Annotated in this window: 18 protein-coding genes and 1 riboswitch; of the genes, 1 reads left to right on the top strand and 17 read right to left on the bottom strand. The window is 58.7% G+C overall.

Annotated elements, in window-relative coordinates:
• The 4 genes from trpS to lysA all read right to left on the bottom strand — a co-directional run bounded on the left by trpS (window position 1) and on the right by lysA (window position 4,197).
• A complete protein-coding gene (gene trpS, locus Q4T40_07665) occupies window positions 1–987 on the bottom strand; it encodes a tryptophan--tRNA ligase (protein MDT8901110.1) in 987 nt (328 codons plus the stop codon).
• A 16-nt stretch (window positions 988–1,003) separates the two neighbouring features.
• The gene (locus Q4T40_07660; protein ID MDT8901109.1) at window positions 1,004–1,624 is read right to left on the bottom strand and encodes a site-2 protease family protein; all 621 of its coding nucleotides are present in this window, start codon (window positions 1,622–1,624) and stop codon (window positions 1,004–1,006) included.
• Complete coding sequence (locus tag Q4T40_07655) at window positions 1,624–2,754, bottom strand: hypothetical protein (protein MDT8901108.1); 1,131 nt, start codon at window positions 2,752–2,754, stop codon at window positions 1,624–1,626. The genes Q4T40_07660 and Q4T40_07655 overlap by 1 nt, the downstream gene beginning before the upstream one ends.
• Window positions 2,755–2,862: 108 nt before the next feature.
• The gene (gene lysA / locus Q4T40_07650) at window positions 2,863–4,197 is read right to left on the bottom strand and encodes a diaminopimelate decarboxylase (protein MDT8901107.1); all 1,335 of its coding nucleotides are present in this window, start codon (window positions 4,195–4,197) and stop codon (window positions 2,863–2,865) included.
• A 102-nt stretch (window positions 4,198–4,299) separates the two neighbouring features.
• A riboswitch (Lysine riboswitch) is annotated at window positions 4,300–4,483 on the bottom strand.
• A 112-nt stretch (window positions 4,484–4,595) separates the two neighbouring features.
• Between lysA and Q4T40_07645 the strand changes: the two genes are divergently transcribed.
• The gene (locus Q4T40_07645) at window positions 4,596–5,339 is read left to right on the top strand and encodes a hypothetical protein (GenBank protein ID MDT8901106.1); all 744 of its coding nucleotides are present in this window, start codon (window positions 4,596–4,598) and stop codon (window positions 5,337–5,339) included.
• Window positions 5,340–5,363: 24 nt separating this feature from the next.
• Here the strand turns inward: Q4T40_07645 and Q4T40_07640 are convergent, their stop codons facing one another.
• The 13 genes from Q4T40_07640 to Q4T40_07580 form a co-directional block, all read right to left on the bottom strand.
• Entirely contained in the window at window positions 5,364–6,881 is a 1,518-nt protein-coding gene (locus Q4T40_07640; protein ID MDT8901105.1) for a spore germination protein, read from the bottom strand.
• A complete protein-coding gene (locus tag Q4T40_07635; GenBank protein ID MDT8901104.1) occupies window positions 6,865–7,455 on the bottom strand; it encodes a stage V sporulation protein AE in 591 nt (196 codons plus the stop codon). Before Q4T40_07635 ends, Q4T40_07640 begins: the two co-directional genes overlap by 17 nt.
• A gap of 9 nt (window positions 7,456–7,464) precedes the next feature.
• Window positions 7,465–8,205 carry a hypothetical protein gene (locus Q4T40_07630; GenBank protein ID MDT8901103.1) on the bottom strand — a complete coding sequence of 247 codons (741 nt, stop codon included), beginning with the start codon at window positions 8,203–8,205 and terminating at the stop codon, window positions 7,465–7,467.
• 15 nt (window positions 8,206–8,220) lie between these two features.
• Window positions 8,221–8,610 (bottom strand): hypothetical protein, encoded by a 390-nt coding sequence (locus Q4T40_07625; protein ID MDT8901102.1) that lies wholly within the window; start codon window positions 8,608–8,610, stop codon window positions 8,221–8,223.
• A 9-nt stretch (window positions 8,611–8,619) separates the two neighbouring features.
• Window positions 8,620–8,958, bottom strand: a complete 339-nt coding sequence (spoVAE, locus tag Q4T40_07620) for a stage V sporulation protein AE (GenBank protein ID MDT8901101.1) — start codon at window positions 8,956–8,958, stop codon at window positions 8,620–8,622.
• A gap of 28 nt (window positions 8,959–8,986) precedes the next feature.
• Window positions 8,987–9,991, bottom strand: a complete 1,005-nt coding sequence (spoVAD, locus tag Q4T40_07615) for a stage V sporulation protein AD (GenBank protein ID MDT8901100.1) — start codon at window positions 9,989–9,991, stop codon at window positions 8,987–8,989.
• 12 nt (window positions 9,992–10,003) lie between these two features.
• Window positions 10,004–10,468 carry a stage V sporulation protein AC gene (gene spoVAC / locus Q4T40_07610; protein MDT8901099.1) on the bottom strand — a complete coding sequence of 155 codons (465 nt, stop codon included), beginning with the start codon at window positions 10,466–10,468 and terminating at the stop codon, window positions 10,004–10,006.
• A 97-nt stretch (window positions 10,469–10,565) separates the two neighbouring features.
• On the bottom strand, window positions 10,566–10,766 hold the full coding sequence (locus tag Q4T40_07605; protein ID MDT8901098.1) for a dodecin family protein: 201 nt from the start codon (window positions 10,764–10,766) through the stop codon (window positions 10,566–10,568).
• A gap of 311 nt (window positions 10,767–11,077) precedes the next feature.
• Window positions 11,078–11,809 carry a SigF/SigG family RNA polymerase sporulation sigma factor gene (locus Q4T40_07600; GenBank protein ID MDT8901097.1) on the bottom strand — a complete coding sequence of 244 codons (732 nt, stop codon included), beginning with the start codon at window positions 11,807–11,809 and terminating at the stop codon, window positions 11,078–11,080.
• Window positions 11,810–11,819: 10 nt separating this feature from the next.
• Window positions 11,820–12,251 carry an anti-sigma F factor gene (gene spoIIAB / locus Q4T40_07595; protein ID MDT8901096.1) on the bottom strand — a complete coding sequence of 144 codons (432 nt, stop codon included), beginning with the start codon at window positions 12,249–12,251 and terminating at the stop codon, window positions 11,820–11,822.
• Window positions 12,252–12,262: 11 nt separating this feature from the next.
• Window positions 12,263–12,598, bottom strand: coding sequence for an anti-sigma F factor antagonist (gene spoIIAA / locus Q4T40_07590; GenBank protein MDT8901095.1), 336 nt, complete (start codon window positions 12,596–12,598; stop codon window positions 12,263–12,265).
• Between the two features lie 137 nt (window positions 12,599–12,735).
• Entirely contained in the window at window positions 12,736–13,914 is a 1,179-nt protein-coding gene (locus Q4T40_07585; protein MDT8901094.1) for a D-alanyl-D-alanine carboxypeptidase family protein, read from the bottom strand.
• Window positions 13,915–14,001: 87 nt separating this feature from the next.
• Window positions 14,002–15,624, bottom strand: coding sequence for an oligosaccharide flippase family protein (locus Q4T40_07580; protein MDT8901093.1), 1,623 nt, complete (start codon window positions 15,622–15,624; stop codon window positions 14,002–14,004).
• Window positions 15,625–15,795 lie beyond the last annotated feature (171 nt).

Raw genomic sequence — 15,795 nt, 5'->3', positions numbered from 1 at the left:
CTAGAGCCGCATGGCGGCGCGGACTTCCTCCATGGTGGCGGCGGCGACTTTGCGGGCTCTTTCCGCGCCGAAGGCGAGGATTTCTTTTACCCGGCCGGGGTTTGCTTCGAGGGTAGCCCTCCGGGCATGGATATCGGCGAGGCTGGCGGACATCCGCTCGGCGAGGAGTTTTTTGCAGTCGACGCAGCCGATGCAGGCGGTACGGCATTTGCCGCCGATGTCTTCAATTACTTCCTTGTTGAACAGCTTGTGGAAGGTGTAGACGGTGCAGACCGCGGGGTCGCCGGGATCGGTTTTCTTTACGCGCTGCGGGTCGGTGACCATCATCCTTACTCTGGCTTTGAGCTCTTCCGGGGGCGCGGCGTAAGGGATTTCGTTGCCGTAGGATTTGCTCATCTTGCGGCCGTCGATACCCGGCAGCACGGCTGCCTGGCTGAGCCTTACCTGGGGCTCGGGAAATACGGGGCCGTAGAACCCGTTGAAGCGGCGGACGATTTCCCGCGCGAGTTCGACGTGGGGGATCTGGTCCTCGCCGACGGGCACGGTGTCGGCTTTGTAGAGGATTATATCGGCGGTCTGCAGCTCGGGATAGCCGAGAAAGCCGTAAGTGTTGATTTCTTTGCCGATGGCGCCGAGCTGCTGGAGCTTGTCCTTGTAGCTGGGCACCCGTTCCAGCCAGGAGAGCGGGGTCATCATGGAGAGCAGCAGGTGGAGTTCGGCGTGCTCTTTGACGTGGGACTGGACGAAGATGATGTTGCGCTCGGGGTCAAGGCCGCCGCTCAGCCAGTCGAGAGCCATTTCGTGTATGTTCTCGGGGATTTTGCTGGTGTCCTCGTACATCGAGGTGAGGGCGTGCCAGTCGACGATCGAGAAGACGCAGTCGTAGTCGTACTGGAGCTTGACCCAGTTTTCCAACGCCCCGAGGTAGTTGCCGAGGTGAAATTTGCCAGACGGCTGCATGCCGCTGAAGATACGACCTTTGCTCATGGTTTTTCTGTTCCTCCTATACGATAAGCGCTACGATGGCGGAGATGATGCGGCCGATAAAGGCTTCGACGGGGTAGATGAAGGCGCCGACGACGCCGAGGTAGACAAGCGCCATGAGGATGAACGGCCCGTAAGGTGCGATGCGCTCGTAGGCATCGGCCTGGCGGGGCGGCAGGAAGCTGGAGACTATCTGCGAGCCGTCAAGCGGCGGCACGGGGATGAGATTGAATACGGCGAGGATAAGGTTGTAGGTGTAGGTCCACTGAATGACCTTGTATATCTCGATATTGCCGAGGTTCAGTTTGGCGACGACGCCGAACACGACGGCGCTGACGAATGCCATGACTATGTTGGCACCCGGGCCGGCGAGCGACACGGTCATGATGCCCCAGCGGCCGTTTCTGAGGTTGAAAGGGTTGATGGGCACGGGCTTGGCCCAGCCGAAGCGAAACAGCCACAGCATGATGAGGCCGATGGGGTCGAGATGGGGAATGGGGTTGAGGGTCAGCCGCCCGGCGTAGCGCGGCGTGGGGTCGCCGAGGGACACGGCGGCGCGGGCGTGAGCGTACTCGTGCACGGTGAGGGCTATGAGCAGGGCGGGAATGCGAAATACCATATCGGGGTCAAAGCCAAACACTAATTATCCTCCTTATGCGGTTCAGACGACAGGCTGTCAAAACTCGCCCTCCCGCCCATGGAAGGACGCGGGCGGCTTATTCCGGCCAGGGCTGATTGAAGCCTAAACCGTTCCTCTTCATTTTGGCACATTATCCAAAGATAGGCAAGCATCGCCGGGGGAATATCGGCGAGCATGACGTGCAGGCGGTCGCCGGCCCCCGGCGAGGCTAGCGCGCCACTGACGGCGCGTAGTCTGTCAGGTGTTTCTAAGCCGCTCTCGCACTGGAGCCAGAAGCCGGCCCGACCGCCGATAATGAGGGCCGCGACCGCCGTGCGGTCGCATCGGTGACCCAAGAGCGCCAGGCTGGCAACTGCCTCATCGATGCGCGCCAGGGCGTCAAGCTTGGCTGCGGTCGGCACGGTCGCAAAAATGGGCCGGAACATCCCCCACCGGTCGAGGCTTCGAAATAGGCCGGGCAAGTCGTTTTCCCGAAAGAGCAGCCGGACTTCCCGGCCCAGGCGGTGGGAGCCGACGGTCAGCCAGTTACGGTTGCAGACCGCTTCCCGCAGGCGGGCGGCGGTGGGGTCGGCAAAGGAAAACCGTAGACGATGGGCCAGGCGGACGGCGCGCAGCATGCGCGTCGGGTCGTCGCTGAAGCTGCCGGCGTGGAGGATGCGGATGGTTCTCGCGGTGAGGTCCTTCCTCCCCCCTACTTCGTCGATCAGGCGGCCGAAGTAACCGGGACCGATGTCGAGGGCGATGGCATTGACGGTGAAGTCGCGCCGCCACAGGTCGTCGGCAAGCGTGCCGGGGCTTACCTCCGGCAACGCTCCCGGCCGGGAGTAGCTTTCCGTCCGGGCCATCGCCAGGTCGAGGCGGGTGCCGCCCACCATGACAACGGCGGTGCCGAAACGGGAGGTTTTGACGACGGCGCCGCCCAGGCGTGCGGCCAGCAGTTTGGCGCAGAAGATGGCGTCGCCTTCGACGACGATGTCGATATCCTGGCTTATTATGCCCAGCAGCAGGTCGCGGACAAACCCGCCGACGGCGGCCGCGCGAAAGCCGGCCTCCGCACAGCGTCTGCCGATGGCGTCCAGGAGGGGCGCCCGGGGATGGCAGACGAGCAGTGAAGCAGGGTCGTGGTTCATGGCGTTGTCCCCCGCTTTAAGACTTCACTTCTAAATTATACTAGAAAAACCGGCCTATGCAAAATATTAGGACCCGGTTTAGGCCGGGTCCCGTGTGGCAAGTATTTTTTAGGCCAGGCAGGCGACCTTGTTCTGCATCCGCTCGGGGACAAGATCGTTGCGGATGAGGTCTTCGTAGCTTTCCCGCCTTACGACCAGTTCGGCCTTGCCGCCGCAGGCGAAGACTACGGCCGGTCGGCGGTTGCGGTTGTAGTTGCTGGCCATGGAATAGTTATAGGCGCCGGTGGAAGTTACGACGAGAATATCGCCGGGAACGGTCGGGGGCAGTTCGATGTCCCAGATGAGCATGTCGCCTGATTCACAGCATTTGCCGGCTATGGAGACGGTTTCTTCGCCGGGAACGTTCATTTTGTTGGCGAGGGCGGCTTCGTATTTGGCCTGGTAGAGGGCGGGGCGCGGATTGTCGGTCATGCCGCCGTCGACGGCCACATATTTACGGATTCCCGGGATGTCTTTGACCGAACCGACGGTGTAGAGGGTGACGCCTGCTTCGCCGACGATCGAGCGTCCGGGCTCGACGATGATCTTCGGCAGAGGCAGGTTGTTGGCGGTAGCCGCTTCCCGAACCGTTTTGGTCATGAGGGCAACGAGCTCGCCGATCGGCTGGGGTGAGTCGCCTTCGGTGTAGTAGATTCCCAGGCCGCCGCCGAGGTTAAGTTCCTCGCAGGCGTAGCCGGTTTTGGTTTTGATCTCTTTTACGAAGGCCATCATGGTGGCGGCCGCTTCTTTGTAGGAATTAAGGTCGAATATCTGCGAACCGATATGGCAGTGGATGCCTTTAAACTCAAGGTTTTTCATACCGAGAGCCTTTTCGGCGCCCATCAGCGCCTGGCCGTTGGCGATAGCAAGACCGAATTTGGAGTCGATCATGCCGGTTTTGATGTAATGATGGGTGTGAGCATCTATACCGGGCGATACCCTGATGAGTATTTTGGCTTTGGTTTTACGCTGGCGGGCCAGTTCGTTCAGGAGATCAAGCTCCGAAAAGTTGTCGACGACATAGCGGCCGACGCGGGCTTCGAGGGCCATTTCCAGTTCCTCGGGCGATTTATTGTTGCCGTGAAAGTAGATGCGGTTCGCCGGGAATCCGCTGGCCAGGGCGGTGTAAAGTTCGCCGCCGGAGACAACGTCGAGACCCATGCCTTCTTCGGCCACCAGCCTGCACATTGCCATGGTGGAAAAGACTTTACTGGCGTATATAACTTCCGCGTTAGGGTAGTGCTTCTGAAACGATTCAACGTAAGCGCGGCAGTTTTCGCGCAACAGGGCCTCATCCATGACATAGAGGGGAGTTCCGAACTGACGGGCAAGTTCAACTGTGTCGCAGCCGCCGATTTCCAGATGGCCGGCCTGGTTGATGCGCATGGTGCCGTGAAGGTTCATGAGGTATCTCCTTTCGGTGTTGACGGAATTTCGGATACAAAATACAAAAGCGGCTGTAAGCTACCTCACAGCCGCGCGTCTTCCGAATAAAGACAATATTGCCGGTGAGATAGCGCTCCACCCGGCGCGGATACGCCGGATGACAGTCTTGCGCTTGTTCAGCTACAAGCCCAACCGGGTTTTTGGCCAAAAAACACGGCTTCGGCGGGTATTCCTTTCCCTGCGGTTCATCGCTTCGGCCAGCTCTCCGCAAGTACTGATAACAGCCCGCACCTCTATACAACACGGGTATTTGATTGGTTTAATTTTAGTATATACGCCGGACGGTGTCAATATCCCCGGACGAAGAATAAAGTCTCCGTCCGGCGTACAAGCTATGGAGAAAAGGAGGGTTGCATTTGCGGCATTTTAAGACATTGGCCGCCAGAGTCGTTTCCGCGCTTTTGCTCGGGGCCGTTCTGGCAGGCTGCGGACTGGCGGGGCCGGCGAAAAAGCCGGATATCGGCCCGGCCGGCAAACCGGAAGACGTCAAGCCCAACCCGCCCGTAATGGAGCGCTTCGTCTCCGCCCCTGCCCTGCTTTACGATCTGGAAGCGATCGCCGGCACGGTGTTTGAGGGAATAAACAAAGAAAACTGGCAGGAGGCGGAGTCCGGGCTTTACAATCTCCAGGCTGCCTGGCAGCAAACCAAAGCGGCGGTAGGCGACAAAAAGGGCGTTAAGGACGCCGATGAGGCGATCGGCAAACTGGTGACAAGCATCATGGACAAGAAGATAACGGCCTCGTACGAGAACCTGAACAAGTTCATGGGCAGCGTTAGCGAAGTAGGCAAGTCGTATAAACTATCCCCGGTCGCCGATTTGATCGCCGTAGGCAACGCCGTCCGCAGCGTAAGCTTTTACGTGGCGGACAAGAACTGGAGCAAGGCTGCGTCTAAGGTCAAAGGTCTCGAGGATACCTGGAACAAAGCCAAGCCTACGATGGAAAAATTGGGTGTCCTAGGCCCGGTTACGATCACCCATTCGCATGTTAAGCAGCTCAAGGACGCTGTCAATGCCGAAAGCCAGGGATCTGCCGAGGAGCAGGTAACCAGCCTGAATACAAGTCTGGGCAAAATCCGCGAGTATTATCGCGGCAAGTGAAAACCCGCCAATGGCGGGTTTTTTCTAGTCTTCGTCCCTGTTCTTTCGTTTTGCGCCGCTTCGTCGCCCGGTCCGGTTGTCTTCGAGGCGGTCAGGGTCTTGGGGCTTAAGGATTGCCGGCCGCATCAGCTTGCTGGGGAGCGGCAAGCGGAATATGACGTCCTTCATCGCTTTGTAGTTAAACGGCACGGCCGGCCATAGATAGGGAACACCGAAGGATTTGGTCGTCGCCGCGATAAGCAGGATGATGACGAGGCCGCCTAATAGGCCGGGGAGTTTAAAGGCGATAACGAGCAGGAGGAGGAAGATGCGGAACAGCCTGACGGCCATGGCCAGTTCGAAGCTGGGGGTGGCGAATGTGCCGACGGTGGCGACGGCGATGTAAAAGATGGCTTCGTTGCCGAACAGTCCGACGCGGCTGGCGAATTCGCCGAGCATGAAGGCGCCGATGAAGCCCAGAGCGGTTGCCTGGGCGGAGGGAACGTGGACGGTGGCCATGCGGACCATCTCGACGCCAAATTCGGCCAGCAGGAACTGGATGCCTAGAGGAATGATGCCGGGGTCGCGTGGTCCCAGGAAAGAGAGGGTTTCCGGCAACAGCCGCGGCTGCAGGGCGAAGGAGAGCCAGAGAGGCGGCAGCAGCAGTGAGAGCAGTACCGCCCCCAGACGCACAATGCGCAAGAATGTGCCTGCGGTCATGTTCTGGCGGAATTCTTCGGCGTGCTGGACGTGGTGCCAGAAGGTGGTAGGCAGGATTATGATACTGGGAGAGGTGTCCACAATCAGGCATACGTGGCCTTCGAGCATATGGACTGCGGCGACGTCGGGGCGTTCGGTGTAGCGGACCTTGGGCAAGGGATTCCACTTGCTGCCGTGGACGATGAATTCCTCGACTGCTTTCTCCGCCATCGGCACGCCGTCGATGGCGATCGCGTTGAGCCTTTCCTTGACAGTGTCGACCAGTCCGGGATTGGTGATGTCCTTGATATAGCAGATGGCGACGTCGGTTTTTGACCTGGCGCCAATTTTGACGATTTCAAAGCGGAGGTTGGCGTCGCGGAGGCGGCGGCGGATGAGGGCGGTGTTGAACGGGATTGTTTCGACGAAGGAGTCGCGTGAGCCTCTGGTCACTTTCTCGATGTTGGATTCCGACGGCGAGCGCGCTGGATAGGACCGGGCGTCGATTACGACGACTTGTTCCTCGCCTTCGATGAAAAGCAGCATTTCTCCCGAGAGGAGGCTGACAAGGCTGTCGTTCATGTTGTCGAGCAGCTTTACCTGCGAATGGGGCAGGCGCTGGTAAAAGACTTTATTGAGGGTATTGATGCTGAGTTCCTCAGGGTGACAGGTCAAAATTGCTTGGTAAACGTTGCTGAGAACTACGTCATTGGTCATTCCGTTTATGGAGAAGGTGGCCGCCCGCCGACGGCCGATCTTGAACTCGCGGAATACGATGTCGAAGGTTTCGCCGACGCCGAGAAGGTCTTTGAGATAATTGATGTTTTTATCGATGTCGCCGTCGATTTTACGGCTTTCCTGCATAACTGACGCCGCTCCGTTTTAAAATTTCCTCGATGGCTTTTCGCGTCACCGGGGCGCCGCGGCGGATGTCGTCCGCCTTGTCCATCTTGCCGATGTCGCCTACGCCGATGATGACAGGCACATCAACCGCGTTGAGTACGTCGACGGTGTCGCCGTTGATGATCGTGCGATCACGGCCAGTCGTTTTTTCCTGACCGTATTTATCGACGGCATTGTCGACCACCACCCCTTCGCCGCTGACGCTGGCATCGGCGGCGACGCCCCGGATGCCGGTGGTGTTGGAGGCTACAGCCACCGCCCCGAGGACTTCTATGTCAGGGTGGGAGGCGACATACTCCATGGCTGTTTCCCCCTTGCCTTTGTCGCGTCGTCCGCGGTCATCGAACATGACCAGCACCGGATCATGGGGAACGGTTTTGACCAGTTCGACGATTTCCTGCCCGCTGATCGGGGTCGGGTTGCCTGCTGAGGCGGAGATGCACCGCAGGCCAAGATCGGTGGCGATGTTTTCCACGACATGCTGGGCGCAGCGGTCGCCGTCGGTTACGATTATAATTCTGACTTTAGCTGCCAATATTTCACCTCATGTTCCTTGTGAGTCGTTTTCCTGACCGAGCAGGTTGCTGATTCTATCGGCCAGTTTTTCGCTCTCGCTGATGACTTGCTTGAGTTTGTTCAGGCTGGCTTCAAGCTCGTTGGCTAATTCGTACTGGGCTTGGGCGAGCGCCTGCGCGGCCGTCTGGGCCGAAGAGGTTTTTTCGCCGCCGGCCGACTGCCCGCCCGCTTGTCTGTCGCTGTTTTGCCCGACCTGCTCGCTGCCGTCGCCTGTTTTTTTACCGGTCAGCAGACTGCTGAAAAGGGTGCTAAGCTCCTCTTGTTGCCCGCTTTGCTTCTGGCCGGCGCTTTGCTGTTGATTCCCCTGGCCCTGCCCCGCGCTTTGTTGTATCTGCTGATTCCCCTGGCCCTGCCCTGCGCCTTGCTGAATCGACCGACTTCCCTGGCTGTGCCCCTGGCTTTGCTGCATTTGCTGGCAGGATTGGCCTTGCTGCGCTCCTTGCTGGCCGTCGGCCGATTTTTGCAATTGCGAGAGCTGGTCGCTGATTTTTGACAGCATGGCGAGCATCTCCCGGTTTGGTCCGCCGTCAGGGGAACCGGCAAACTTGGCCTGGGCCTCAACGAACCCTTTAGCCATGTCGGCTATCAGGTTGTCGGCGTTCTTACCCCGGCTCGAATCCTGCCTGGGGTCTTCTTGATCTTGTGCGTATTCTTCATCACGCCGGCGTCCATACTGACCGCCGGACCTCCGTGCCGAACTTCTCATCATTGCATCTCCCCGCATTCAGATAAACTGCCAGAGGGCTACGATGGCTGAGAGGACCGCGAGCCGCAGGTTTATTACAGCGAAGGGCTGCTTTAGCACCGCTCCGGGGTTGAGCAGCCGGGAGTTCTTTTCCCACGCCGCTCCGGCAAAGCTGGCGCCGACAAGGTAGTTTACCAACGACCCGCCCAGGGCCACCATTACGGCCGGCACGCCTGCCTTGACGCCGCTTACGGACGCTGTGCCAAAAGCGCCGGCGGCGATAACGGAATCGACGCGCCCCTGAAACACGAGGGCGGTGAGTACAGCCCCCAGATCGTGGATAACGGCGGCGCCGAGGACACAGAGCGGGTAACGAAGACCAGTTAGGCAGACGGTAAGTATCAAGCCGGCGAAATCTACGGACAGCATTGCCTTCTCCTATCCCCGGGGGTTGAAGGTTACGGCGGCCAGCAGTCCAAAGACTACGGCCGCAGTTATTCCAAAGGCCGAGGCTTTCAGGGCGCCGCTGAAGACGCCAGTCAGACCGGATTTATTGATTTCTTCGACGGTGCCGCTGACCAAAGCATGGCCGAAACCCGGCAAGGGAACGGTCGCCCCGGCTCCCCCCATTTCGACGAGAGGCTGATAAAGGCCGAGGCCGCTCATTATACCGCCGATCACGACGAATAATACGAGAACATGAGCAGGGGTAAGCGGGGTGAGATCCATCAGAAGCTGGCCGATTACGCAAATCAAGCCGCCGATGACAAAGGCCATTACATATGCCTGCAATTTTTCTCCTCCTCTATGCTTCTATGGCCACGGCATGGGCGATGGCTGGGAGTGTTTCCTTCTGCTGGTATGAGGTGGGGCTGTGAAGACTGCCTGTGCCGATGAGCAGGATGCGTTTCAGCCGCCCGGCGACGAGCAGCGGAAAAGCATGGCCGCACAAAACGAGCGCTGAACTGGCGCACCCGCTGGCGCCGGCGTGAGGGTCCTGTTCCTCTTTGTAGATCATCAGCCCGCAGTCTTCGTAATTCGCGGCGATGTCAACGCCCTTTTCCTGCATAAGCTGGATGAGCAGGGTTTTGCCGATTTGGCCGAGATCGCCGGTCAGGATGATGTCGTAGTAATTGGGCTGTCTGCCGGTGTCCTGCAGATGCTGCCAGAGCGTGTCGGCGGCGGCGGGCGCCATAGCCGGTCCCATGGCGTTCGGATCCTTCAGCCCGGCGTCCACCACTTTGCCGACAGTTGCTGCCGTGACTCTCGGACCGTTGCCTTCCCGCGAGAGGACGACAGCCCCGGCGCCGGTCACCGTCCACTGCGCCGCCGGAGGACGCTGCACCCCGAGCTCGGTGGGATAGCGGTACTGCCGTTCGGCGGCGTCGTGATGGCTCGATACCGCTGCCGCGACCATGGAAGCGAAACCGCCGTCGACGAGCACCGCGCCGAGCAGCATACTCTCGGCCATTGTCGAACAGGCGCCGTACAGGCCGAGGAAAGGGCGGCCCAGGCTGCGAGCGGCGAAGTGGGACGACATGAGCTGATTGAGAAGGTCGCCGGCAAGAATAAAGTCGATGTCGTCCAAGGCGCCGCCCATTTTGTTGACAGCCGTGTTTAAAGCCAATTCCAGCATCAGGGATTCGGTTTTTTCCCAGCTATCCTGACCGGCAAGATTGTCCTCAAGGATTCTGTCATACTGTCCGCCCAGCAGCCCCTGCTCTTCCATCGGTCCGGCGACTGCGGCCGCCGAGACCAGAAAGGGCGGGGCGGCGTAGGCTATCGTCTGCTTGCCGCTCTTCTTGTTCAAGTATTGCCCTCCCTAGTGAAATGCCCAGTATATCAGTCCTACGACGACGGCCGTTAAGAGACCGTAGACGATCACCGGCCCGGCAATGGTGAACATTTTCGCCCCGACACCGAATACATAGCCTTCCCGCTTGTACTCCATGGCGGGGGCGACGATCGAATTGGCGAAGCCGGTGATGGGAACTATCGAACCCGCGCCCGCTTTTCGGCCCAACTCATCGTAGATGCCAAGACCGGTAAAGAGGGCCGCCAGGAAGATAAGCACAGCTGATGTAGGCCCCGCCGCTTCTTTCTGCGATAAGCCGAGGCCGATGAAGTAGGTCTGGATGACTTGTCCCAGGGTACAAATAAGGCCGCCTACCACGAATGCCCACAGGGCGTTTTTGAGAATGGGCGGCTTGGGCTTGACCTGATTGTAGCGGTCCTGGTACCATTTCTGAAATTCCTGCTGTCCCTGCCTGCCGTCGCTGACGGGCACGTCGCTCACCTCCTGATATATTCTTGCCGGCAATAGGGCAATTAATGCGTTCCGCCAAAAATGAAAGAGTGCCTTGCGGCACCCTTCAGATATGCGATTAGTGGACGTGGAAGGCGATTTTTACATCTGCTTTGTATTCGGCGATGCGGCCGCTATCGATGTTGGCGGTGAAATTGGTCACTTCTACGCCCAGTATGTCGTCGATGGTTTTCGACGCCTCGCTGACGGCGTTGTCGACAGCGTCAGTCCAATTCTGACGTGAAGTGCCGACGAGCTCGATGACTTTTACGACACCCATTATTTTGCCTCCTTGTTGTTTGATTGTGTGCTACGGTCCATAGTCTGCTCCCTTTTCTCCGTTTTATGCCTCAATGTTTAAGGTTTCGATGGATTTGGACGAAGTAACCAGCATGATCCATGATCATGACTTGGCGGGCTCGCGCCGGCGTCCGGGGTAAAGGTCGAAAGTGGTATACCCACGCCGCTGCGCTTCCGGCCGCGAGCAGCGCAACCACCAGCAGGGCGACCCACCATCGCTTGGCGCTGACCATGCTCTTCACCTCTTGGTTAGTATGCCGCGTCCAGGCAAAAAAATAAGACCTCCATTTATCAGGAAGTCTGGAGGTATTCTTTGATTAATCTAAGGGCCTGCTTTTCTATCCGTGATACCTGTACCTGGGAAAGACCGATAAGGCGGGCGATTTCCGACTGGGTCTTATCTTCAAAGAATCTCATCCTGATTACCGTGCGTTCGCGCGGCGGCAGCCGGGACAATATTTCCCTCAACGCCAGATTATCGATCGCTACGACATCGTGGCCGGGGTCGGAACCGATCTGATCCATGCGCCGGATGGGGTCGCCGCCTTCGAAAAAGGTCTGATCGTAAAGAGAGGCGGGCGGCTGAACGGCTTCGAGCGCTTCGGCGATCTCCTGGGGCGAAAGGGCGAGCTCTTCGGCCACTTCTATGATGGTCGGCTCGCGGCCGAGATTTCCCTGCAGCTTCTCCTGGACACGGTGGACCCGATAGGCAAGCTCTTTGAGCGGCCGGCTTACTTTAACCGGGCTGTCGTCACGGATGAAGCGGCGAATTTCGCCGATAATCATCGGCACTGCGTAGGTGGAGAACTTGACGCCAAAGGCCGGATCAAAGCGCTCGACAGCTTTGATAAGTCCGATGCAGCCGATTTGGAAAAGATCGTCCCATTCGTACCCGCGCCCGGTGAAACGATGGACGATGCTGCGCACGAGGTTGAGGTTCTTTTCGACGATCAGTTCTTTGGCGCCCTGGTCGCCTGCCTGGGCTTTCTCTAACAGAACGCCGATCTCCTTGTCGTCAAACATGGTCGCCCGCCTAATGAGCCGGCTGGGCGGCTAATCTTTTTACCATCCTGACGGTTGTGCCTGTGCCGACGGCTGATTCGACAACTACTTCGTCCATAAAAGATTCCATGAAGACGAAACCGAGGCCCATTCTGTCCGGATCGGTGGAAAATGAGGGCTGCCTGGCCTGTTCGATGTCGGCGATACCCTTGCCGTGGTCGGCAACGACAAATTCCAGCCGGTCGCCGTCAAGCATGAGGGTGAATTCTATCTCCCCCTCCCCGGCCCCATAGCCGTGGATGACGGCATTGGTTATCGCTTCGGAAACAGCGACCTTAATTTCCTCGATATCGCTTATGGTCAGATCGAGCTGCGAGGCAAAAGCGGCGGCGGTTATCCGGGCAATGCCGACGTTTTCGCTGTTACTGGGGAACGACATTCTGATCTCGTTCTTGCTCGCCATGGTTGCCCTCCTCACAGACTATTCAGGGCTTCGGCCTCGGTGCCGAATGTCCTGATTATCTTCAGCAACCCTGACAACTCAAAGACCCTGTTGACCTGGGGCCTTACGTTGGCCGCCAGCAGTAGCCCGCCGTTGGCGCTGATTTTCTTATAGCGGCCGAGGATGGCTCCCAAGCCGGAACTATCGACAAAGGTCACCCCTTTGAGGCTGAGGACGACGTGGCGTACGTCGCCGGCGTCAAGGGCTTCGTCGATCTTCTGCCGGAACTCGCCGGCGACATGCATGTCAAGCTCTCCTTCTACCCTTACGACGAGAATGCCTTGTTTTACTTGAGTGCTGATATTCAAATTCCTACCTCCCGCTTGCCACATTCATATCGATAATTCGCTATTAGGAAAAATTTTCCTGCAAAGGTCGTGAATTTTACCGATAGTTTATCAGGACAAAAAAAACGCGGGCACACGGCCCGCATAGCTGGGAAGCTTTATTTCGCGAGGTTGAACAGGGTGTCGAACATATCCTGCATTATCCGGAAGAAACCGGCTTTGGCGACCGCCTTTTCGGCGACGAGGTCGACTTTGCCAATCTCTTTGCCGTCTTTGAGAACCACCAATTCGCCGCATTTCTGCCCGGCCTCCACCGGCGCCTTGAGGCTGCCGTCGCTGAGAACCTGCTTCTGGAGGTTTTTCTGCTGTCCTTTGGGCAATGTGAGGTTAAGTTCTTCTTTTGCGACCAGGGAAACCTCGCGCTCAGTGCCCTTGCTTACCCGCAGACGATCGACAGCCGCGCCTTTGTCAACAATCGGTACGGCGCTGTAATTGGCGAAGCCCCAATCCATTAATTTCATGCTTTCCCGCAGATGCGAGCGGGGTTCGGGAGTGGCGAATACGACGCCGATTAGGCGGAGGCTGTCGCGCTTTGCGGTACCCACAAAACAGTATTTGGCTTCTTCCGTCCACCCTGTTTTGAGTCCGTCGCCGCCTTTATACCACCACAACAGCTTGTTGGTATTCACGAGCCAGTTCTTGCCGTCGCGCAGCCAGTATTCCTTGATGCCGCAAAATTCCAAGTAAAGCGGATGCTTGACGGCTTCCACGGCGATTACGGCGGCGTCGTGCGCACTCATGTAGTGGCCGGGGGCCGGCAGTCCGTTGACGTTTGCGAAGCGGGTATTCTTGAGACCGAGTTCCTCGGCCCGGCGGTTCATGGCGTCTACGGCGGCTGCTTCGCTGCCGTAGATGTGCTCCATAAGGGCTACGGCCGCATCGTTGGCGCTCACGACCGCCACGGCGATGAGGATTTCTTTGGCGGTCATCGCTTCCCCGGGCTCAAGCCAGATCTGCGAGCCCCCCTGGCGCCAGGCGTTTTCACTCGTGTGAATCTGGTCGGTAAGCTTGAGGCGACCCTGTTCTACTGCTTCGATTCCCAATAATAAGGTCATTATTTTGGTTACGCTGGCCGGCGGCAACTGCTTGTGTGGGTCTTTTTCGTAGAGGATGTTGCCGTTGGCGTCCATGAGAATTGCCGATACCGCCGTGGTTTCCACCGGGGCGCGGGACGGTGCCTTGGGCGCGGGGGCGGCTGCCGCTTGACAGGGGCCTAAGATAATGGCAGCTATGAATAACAGGAGGGTTAAAATGGCCGCAGGTCGCTGTCGCCTCATAGAATGTACACCCCTTTTTCGCTTTTGTTGCTAGCGTGTCCAGGAGAATTTGCCCTTACACTTGGTAATTGAAAGCATCACGCGTCGTCAGCCGGCGCTGTTGTGCTTAAGCAGACGAAAAGCGACGAGTATTTTCAGCAGATTTTCACCGATCAGCGGCACCATTTTTATGTCCGTTGCTCTGATGCCGCCCACGGTTAACATGAACAGGCCGTAAACTCCGATGCCGACGACGATGGCGGCCGCCGTGGCCAGTGAGTTGCTGTGCGCCGCAGCGGCCAGGAAGCGATGGGTCCCATATACGGCCGTTCCCATCGCGGCGGCCGAGAGTACGCTTTTCAGCAAAGCCCTGAGGTCGAGGCTGAAGCCGGTATACAGCCTGATAAAGTACATGTTAAGCAATGCCGCGAGGATTGTATCGGCCACCGTCGCCCAGGCCGCTCCGGTGATCCCAAGACCGGGCACGGCGGTGAGGGTCCAGTTCAGGCCAACCTTGATAGTGGCCGCGATAACCATGTTGACGGCGGGAATAAGGGTGCGTCCCATCCCTTGTAATATCCCGGTGGACACCTGGTGGATGCCGAGAAAGAGGATACTGAAGGCGAGTGTCTCGACCGCCGCCGCGGCCCCCGGCGCGTGATACAGCATCGTGGTCAGCGGCTCGGCAAGTATGTATACGCCTGCCGCGGCCGGGACCGTGACGGTGTTGGCGAGGCGGAAGGCTGCTGCGGTGCGCCTGCGCAACCGGTCGCTGTCCCGGCGGGCGCAGGCATCGGAAATGGCCGGGACGATGCTGGTGGCGAGAGCGCCGGTTAGCACGGTGGCTAGGCCGGCAAGCGGCACGGCCATGCCGGTAAGGTAGCCGAACTGTTCCGTGGCCGCCGCCACTGAGTAGCCGGCCGCCTCCAGCCTTCTGGGAACGATAAGGAGATCAAGGTTGGCAACCACCGGCAGCATGAGGCCGGAGGCGGAAATAGGCAGCGACAGAGCGAGGATGCGGCGGATTATCCCGGCAACCGGGATCGTCTTTTCCGTGCATACAGTAGCCTCCTGTGAAAGCTTCGCGCGATGCCGCCAGTAAAAAAATAGCATGACGATCAGGCCGGCCAGCGCCCCCGGCGTAGCGCCGAAGGTGGCCCCGGCGGCGGCGTACTCCACTCCCCGCGGTGCGAGGAAGGTGGCGAAGGCCAGCATGGTGACGACCCTAAGCACCTGTTCGCCGACCTGGGACAGGGCGGTCGGGGTCATGATCTGCCAGCCCTGGAGATAGCCGCGAAAGGCGGCGAGGAGGGTGACCAGCCAAATGGCTGGAGCCAGGGCGACGAGCGAATAGTAAGCCCGGGCGTCACGGATGTATCGCTCCTCTATCAACCAGGCGGCGCTAAAATACATCAGCAGGCTGAAAAGGGCGCCGGTCGCTGCAAGCAACCAGGCCGCCACCCGGAAAATACGCCGGGCGCCCCGGTAGTCAAGTTCGGCGACCCGCTCGGCGGTGATTATCGATACGGCCACGGGGATGCCGGCGGAGGATACGCTCAACGCCAGGAGATATAGCGGGTAGGCCATTTGATAAAGGCCCATACCTTCGCCGCCGAGGACGCGTGAGAGAATGACCCAGTTGAGTGAGCCGATGATTTTCACAATGATGCCCGCCGTTGTCAGCATGAGCGTGCCTTTTAGAATAACCTGCCCCGACCGTTTGTGGGCCATGCTTTCCCGCCCTCCAAAATGGCTTTGCTTGTACACTGGTACCTACCCTGCGCTGTCTGGTGTTAGGATAACCGGAAAATGGCTGAATATCGCCAGGCGGCTTCGCCCGAGGCAAGGCGCAAAAAAACCGCCGCTATCTTCAAGCGACGGCTTCGGCAGGCTTTTGTCGTT

Source organism: Selenomonadales bacterium 4137-cl (assembly GCA_032334055.1).
Taxonomy (GTDB): Bacteria; Bacillota; Negativicutes; order Sporomusales; family UBA7701; genus Anaeroselena; species Anaeroselena agilis.
This window is presented reverse-complemented; position numbering and strand designations above follow the sequence as displayed.

Coding starts and splice junctions, on each gene's coding strand:
- Q4T40_07580 (MDT8901093.1), bottom strand. CDS start 15,624: ATGGCCCACAAACGGTCGGGGCAGGTTATTCTAAAAGGCACGCTCATG.
- lysA (MDT8901107.1), bottom strand. CDS start 4,197: ATGAACCTTCACGGCACCATGCGCATCAACCAGGCCGGCCATCTGGAA.
- Q4T40_07625 (MDT8901102.1), bottom strand. CDS start 8,610: ATGCTGTCCGTAGATTTCGCCGGCTTGATACTTACCGTCTGCCTAACT.
- Q4T40_07630 (MDT8901103.1), bottom strand. CDS start 8,205: ATGATGAGAAGTTCGGCACGGAGGTCCGGCGGTCAGTATGGACGCCGG.
- spoVAE (MDT8901101.1), bottom strand. CDS start 8,958: ATGGCCTTTGTCATCGGCGGCTTGATTTGCGTAATCGGCCAGCTTCTG.
- Q4T40_07640 (MDT8901105.1), bottom strand. CDS start 6,881: ATGCAGGAAAGCCGTAAAATCGACGGCGACATCGATAAAAACATCAAT.
- Q4T40_07600 (MDT8901097.1), bottom strand. CDS start 11,809: ATGTTTGACGACAAGGAGATCGGCGTTCTGTTAGAGAAAGCCCAGGCA.
- Q4T40_07605 (MDT8901098.1), bottom strand. CDS start 10,766: ATGGGTGTCGTAAAAGTCATCGAGCTCGTCGGCACTTCACGTCAGAAT.
- trpS (MDT8901110.1), bottom strand. CDS start 987: ATGAGCAAAGGTCGTATCTTCAGCGGCATGCAGCCGTCTGGCAAATTT.
- spoIIAB (MDT8901096.1), bottom strand. CDS start 12,251: ATGGCGAGCAAGAACGAGATCAGAATGTCGTTCCCCAGTAACAGCGAA.
- Q4T40_07585 (MDT8901094.1), bottom strand. CDS start 13,914: ATGAGGCGACAGCGACCTGCGGCCATTTTAACCCTCCTGTTATTCATA.
- Q4T40_07655 (MDT8901108.1), bottom strand. CDS start 2,754: ATGAACCACGACCCTGCTTCACTGCTCGTCTGCCATCCCCGGGCGCCC.